The sequence below is a fragment of the Streptomyces katrae genome (assembly GCF_000966975.1).
Classification (GTDB): Bacteria; Actinomycetota; Actinomycetes; order Streptomycetales; family Streptomycetaceae; genus Streptomyces; species Streptomyces katrae.
The window spans coordinates 1-4,983 of sequence record NZ_JZWV01001137.1; the positions used below are offsets into that span (position 1 = coordinate 1).

Consider the following 4,983-nt stretch of genomic DNA (forward strand, 5'->3'; position numbering starts at 1 on the left):
GGCCAGCGAGGCCTCGCCCAGCGCCTCGGCGAGCAGCAAGGAGAACGGCTCGTCATCGGCGAAGAAGGGCGTTCCGCACCAGGTGGTCTTCGAGGTGGGCGGTACGGGCGCGGCCAAGGTCATGTGGAACGGGAACAGCAACCACTTCGACCAGGTGACGTTGCCCTGGACCAAGACCGAGGCCATGCAGCTGGAGGGCGCCGAGCTGAAGGTCGGCGTCACGGTCTCGGTGGTGCCCGGCTCGGTCACGGGCCCGGACGGGATGCTCAAGCCGGCCCCGTGCACGATCAAGGTCGATGGCAAGCAGGTTGCTGACAACCAGGAGGGCAAGTCGCCCAAGCCCTGCGAGTACAAGCTCAAGGACTGACGACCGGTTCCGCCCTTTGCCTTGCTCCGGCGCGGCACTGGCCCGGGCGGCCCGCTGCCGGACCCCCGGTTCGCGACGCAGACCGCCGGCCCCCGGCCACCCCGGCCGAGGGGGCCGGCCGGGGTGAGGCCGCCACCCGGCTCGGCGGCCACTTCGGGCCGCCGCAGAGGGAGCCGAGGGATCCGGCGACCGAGGAAGGGAAGCTGAAGGTGTTCGGGCGAAACACGCGGGACGAGCCCTTCGAGGCGGTGCACTGGGACGAGATCACCCAGTTCACGGTGGGCAGGACGATGCGGAACACGTTCCGCAAGTCGAAGCGGGGTGAAGGCGCGCACGCGGTCCGGTCCATGAGGATGCGCGGGGGCGAGGAGTACATGGTCCCCGGCGTCTACATCGTCCCCGTGGAGCTGTCCGCGAGCCTCGCGAAAGGCGGTTTCCGGCTCTTCGAGGACGAGGCCGGGCGGCAACTGCTGTGCACGGTGCTGCCCGACGGCTCCGACCGCTACCGGGTGAAGGATCACGCGGACCGGGAGATCGGGTGCATCCGTCGTACCCCCGTCACGAAGCGGCTCACCCGGCAAGGCCTGTGGATGGAGCAGCCCGGGTATCCGTCGGTCGTGGCCCCCCGTGCGTGGGCGAGGGGCGGCCCAGGAGCGTCCCTGGGGCGCGGGGTGGGCCACGTCCTCGACGGGATCGTTGACTCCCTGCTGTCCTTCGGGTCCGACGAAGCGGGGGGCTCCGGGGGTCTCAAGCCGGTGGTTTGGGCGGCGGTCGTGGAGGACGCGGGGGAGGAGGCGGATGGGGAGTACGGGGAAGCGGTGCTCACCTTCCCCCGCCGTACCGACGGCACCCGCTGGTACTTCGTCAAGCGGGACGGCTGGCTGGACAAGCGTCTCGCCTTCGCGCTGGCGGTTCTACGCGAGAGCGACACCATCGGCGCCGACCGCCACTGAACTGTGCCCGACCGTCTTCGTGGGTACTCGTCGCCATCGCGGAGTGACGAGTACCGTTCCGCGACCGAGTCCGCGACCTGGACGGTCACGTCGGGAGACGAGCTCACCGTCGTAGTCGGGGACGGCGGGGAAGGCGGATCGGATGGCAAGCCCGGCAGCGCCGCCGAAGCCTCCGGCGTGGTCGGGCCCGCGAATGACTGGGAGCAGTCTGCATCCGGGGGCGGTGGCGGCGTGAACGCGACCATGTCGGGCGGGAGAAGCCCTTTGGCTGAATAGGAGGGGACAGGCGGGAGCATCGTCGCATCGAGGAACAAGGCGATCTCCCAGACTGCCGGTAAGAAGGGCGAGACCTCGATCAGCATGATGGCCGTTCCTCTCGGCGAGCCGGGCCAGGGAGGCCAAGCGGGACGCCCGCGAAGGAGGGCCCGTCCGATGCCGGCCAGGGCGGTAAGGGTGCCGCGACCGATGAGAGCACCGCGTCTGCGGGCAAGCCGGGATTCGTCGTCATCTCCTACTGAGGCAGACCCCGGGTTCGCCGGGCTGAGCGTGCCGGCGACGACCAGGACCGTGCCGAGGCCGGCACGCTCAGCAGCCGCCACCGGCGGGGGCGGCCTCGGTTCGCCCTTCCCCTGATGGAGGATGAGCCTAGCCGGGCCGAGAATCTCCTACGGAGGCGAGGAACGCCCGGTGCACGCGGTGCCCGGTGGCGTTGATGCCGTTGGCGAACTGCCGCAGGACCTCGCGCCGCTCGCTGCGGCCGCGAGATCGCGTCGGAGGCGTCGGTGCCGTACAGCTCGGCTGCCCCTCGAAGTCCCGGGCCTGCCTGCTTGCCCACCCGTGGTGCCTACGCGCCCGGTCCTGGGGAGGTGTCCTATGGACGGCTTCGAAAGCAAGGCGATCATGACAGGCCTGAGGGCGATTCACAGGCCCGGCTAGGATGCGGGCATGACTCACTCGGGGGACAGGCCGCTTACCATCACCACACGCGGTCAGTTGACCGCGCTGGTCCTCCTGCTGGCCGCCATAGCCGTACTGGCGAAGTGGCACGACGGCCCGGTCTTCTGGTGCGGCGCCCTCCTCGGCCTCGCCGGCATCGGCGGCTACTTCATCCGCTTCGACAGCCCCCGTGGCGCAGCCCAATGGATCCTGGCCGCGGTCGGCTTCTGCATGGTCGCCATGTTCACCATCCAACTCCTGATCGGCGTCTTGTCCTGACCGCAAACGGACGGCCGTGGGCGGCGCCGACAGGGACACGCGGCGCGAGCGTGGAACGCGGTCCGAGCCCCGGCGCGTTGTCCGCCGCCCCCTTCGTGACGGCAGGTCATCGAGGCCTGCCCTTCTGAGGCACCCTTGAGGAGGCGCTCGTGCTCCACGGCGCGCCGCTCCCACTCGCGGCCGGTACTGCGGATCAGCGCCGGGTAGACCCCCAGGCGGCGGACGGACTTGATGCCCAGCATGCGGAGCGTGCCGAGGCGCCCGCTGGGTTTGACCAGGACCGCCATCCGGGCGCGGTGGCCGCCGGATCCATCCGGCACCCATCCGATGTGCAGCACTCTCCCGCAGGTGTCCGATTCCGGTGCCCAGGCGCTACCCCGGCCCCGCGCGTCGGCCGGTTGGGTGCGGGTAGCCCGTGCCGGCATGGTGTGCCCGGGCCAGGCGCGGTGCCCGTCCTGGGGGCAGTACCACCGGGCCGCCTACACCCCGAGGACGCGCCGCGACCACCTCGGCCGCCACCGTATGGAGGCCTTCCCCCCCACACCATCACCAGCCAGGAAGAACTCTTCGCCGAACTCCACACCCGCGACCCCGGCGAGCCGCTCCTCGACCTCCAGGAATACGTCCTGGGCACGGTGTGCGCGGCCGTGCCGATCCGCACCGGCACCGTCTCCGAGTGCGTAGCCCTCTCCCTGCCGACCCTGGACCCGCTCAAGTTCGCTCAGGCCGCCGCGTCCTGCGCAACGAGGCGATCGTTGTCCTGCTGGCCCTGCTCGTCGGTGGCAGTAAGCCGCCTCCGCCCATCGCGCCGAGCATCCCCTGAGTCGTGATCCCCCGGTAGCCGATCGGCCACTGGTTCGCGCGGGCAGGCGGGCGGGGGAACGGAACGCCGCCCGTCCGTGCGAACCAGGCCCTCACAGCTGCAAGCGCCACGGCAGCGTGACCGCGATGTCCCCACACGACACTGCCGAGCCGGCGCTGCTTCCGTAAGACACCGCCGGAGCGTTCTGGCTGATTTAGGGCTCGACAGCTGACGAGGGACTCCTGAGCATGGCGCAAGACGTGGGAACCGTCCTGGGGATCCCTGGGGTGTGCGCATGCCGGAACTGATTCGCCGGACTCGTGCGGCACGAGGTGAGGTGGGGGTTGGGCGGCCGTGACGCAGATAGGTGACTACACGGTCGTTCGCCCGCTGGGCAGTGGAGGAATGGGCTCCGTCTATCTGGCGCAGTCGCGGTCCGGACGGCTTGTCGCTATCAAGGTCATCCGGCCCGAGTACGCCGCCGACCCGCAGTTCAGGGCACGATTCCGTCAGGAGGTCGAGGCTGCCCGGAAGGTAGGGGGCTTTCATACAGCGGCTGTGGTCGACGCTGATCCGGATGCCCCGCAGCCGTGGATGGCCAGCGCGTACGTCGAGGGACCGACCTTGCAGGCGGAGGTCGCCCGGCAGGGGCCGTTCTCCGAAGTGCAGCTGTGGTGGCTTACCGCGGCGTTGGCCGAAGCACTCGTGGCCATCCACAGCCACGGTCTCGTGCACCGAGATCTGAAGCCCGCCAACATCGTGCTGGCCCCTGACGGCCCCCGCGTCCTGGACTTCGGGATCGCCCGGGCCATGGAGGAATCAGGGGTGACGGCCGACGGCTTCGTGGTCGGCACCGCGGGGTATCACTCGCCGGAGCAGGCTCGCGGGCATCTGGTCACGGGGGCCAGCGACGTGTTCGCTTTGGGTGCTGTTCTTGTCTCGGCGTCCGGCGGCAGCGCGTTCGGCGACGGTTCCGCTGCTGGACTGTTGTACCGGGTGGTGCACGAGGACCCGGACGTCTCCACCGTGCCGCCGTCCTTGAGGCCCTTGGTCCTCGCCTGCCTCCGCAAGGAGCCCTCCACCCGACCGAGCCCGACCGACCTGCTCGACCTGTGTGCGAGGGCACGTGCCCAAGCCGCTCCGACGCATGACACCACGGCGCTTGCCGACGAACCGGCACCTCCCAGTCGCCCACCGCAGCCACTCACACAGACAGCCGAAACCCCCGCGCCTCCCGCCGCGCGGTACCGCTTCCGCAGGTCCACCTGGCTCCTGCAGCTTCTGTGCACCGGGCTCGGTGTGGCTGGCTCTTTCGGCGTAGGGCTGCTGACCGGCGGCCCGGATGCCAATCCGGTCATACCGGGGGTGGCCCTGATCGTCATACTCATGCTGGCCGTACGGTTCCTGGGCCTGCTCATCGCGGCCAATCAGGGTCTCACCCTCAGCAGCCACGGTGTTGGAGTGGGCTCGCCGCGCAACCACGTCTTGACGCCCTGGCAAGAGGTCAAGGTCCTGGAGCTGACGCGCTACACCAGACGGACGAAGCTGACCGTCCACACCACGCGGCAGCTAGACAGGAGTCACTATCCGTTCTGGGTCCGGCTTGGCCGAGGCGGTGTCATCCGGATCCCTACACGCAGACTCAG

Annotated in this window: 4 protein-coding genes; all 4 read left to right on the plus strand. The window is 70.0% G+C overall.

Annotated features, from left to right (window positions below; all coding sequences use genetic code 11):
* The coding region (locus VR44_RS33725; RefSeq protein ID WP_045951447.1) for a hypothetical protein at window positions 1-367 on the plus strand (367 nt) is incomplete at its 5' end.
* A gap of 209 nt (window positions 368-576) precedes the next feature.
* Window positions 577-1,320, plus strand: coding sequence for a hypothetical protein (locus VR44_RS33730; protein WP_045951448.1), 744 nt, complete (start codon window positions 577-579; stop codon window positions 1,318-1,320).
* Between the two features lie 993 nt (window positions 1,321-2,313).
* Window positions 2,314-2,535, plus strand: a complete 222-nt coding sequence (locus VR44_RS47840) for a hypothetical protein (RefSeq protein WP_052713955.1) — start codon at window positions 2,314-2,316, stop codon at window positions 2,533-2,535.
* A 1,156-nt stretch (window positions 2,536-3,691) separates the two neighbouring features.
* On the plus strand, window positions 3,692-4,983 hold a 1,292-nt coding region (locus VR44_RS41645), incomplete at its 3' end, for a serine/threonine-protein kinase (protein WP_094192085.1).